This window comes from Kingella sp. SNUBH-2017 (assembly GCF_028680565.1).
GTDB classification, from domain to species: domain Bacteria; phylum Pseudomonadota; class Gammaproteobacteria; order Burkholderiales; family Neisseriaceae; genus Kingella_D; species Kingella_D pumchi.
On the sequence record NZ_JAPHVK010000030.1, the window covers coordinates 1 to 826 of the forward strand.

Sequence of the window (826 nt, forward strand, 5' to 3'; positions counted from 1 at the left end):
ACGCCGCCGGCACCGGCGTAAATCTTGCCGGCGTTGCGGATGCCGCTGCCGGCATCGGCGGCAATCAGGGTGATTTTGCCGGCATACATGCCGCCCAGGGCGCCGGTGTCGATGGCAAAGACGGGAGTGCCGCCCGCAGACGGCGGGTTGCCGGCTGCAGACGGGGTTTTGACACTGCCGGCGGCGTCGGTTTGGCCGCCGGCGGCAATCACTTGGACGTCCTGTCCCCAAATGCCGCCGTCAATCTTGGCGGCTCGGCTGAGAATGCGGGTGTAGTCGGCATCGCGCCCGTCAAGACCCTGTGCGCCGATTTCGATACGGCCGCTGCCGATGTCCAAACCGTCGAAACGGCCGTCTGCCAGGATGGGACGGCCGGTGGTGAGGGTGGCGCCTGCGCTGTTGATAAAGCCGCCGCCGTCGACGCGGATGCCGGCGGGGTTGGCCATCACCACTTCGGCGCGGCGGCCGGCGATTTCGATATAGCCCTGAAGCTTACTCGGGTCGCTGCTGTTGATTTGGTTGACGATGATGCGGGCTTCGCCGCGGGCGAGAAAGGGGTTGCCCTGTATCCAGCCGGCCTGGCGGGTGGATACGCTTTTATGGCTGTTGTTGAGAATGGCGCCGCGCGTATCGACGTCGAAACGGCGGTATTGGTTGACGGATACGCCGTGGGCGGTGGGGGTTTGGATATTGACCTGCGGCAGTCCGTTGCCGGTTTGCAGGATGACGGGCTGCTGGGATTTGGGGGCGGATTTGTCGGCTTGGATGTCGGCAGCGGCGGCGGGCACAATCAGGGCCGAACCGAAACCGAGCAGCAGGCTGAAAG

The 826-nt window shown here is 65.3% G+C and carries 1 protein-coding gene; it reads right to left on the bottom strand.

Features of this window, described 5'->3' with window-relative positions; all coding sequences use genetic code 11:
• On the bottom strand, window positions 1-826 hold an 826-nt coding region (locus OP500_RS11190; RefSeq protein WP_274070999.1), incomplete at both ends, for a filamentous hemagglutinin N-terminal domain-containing protein.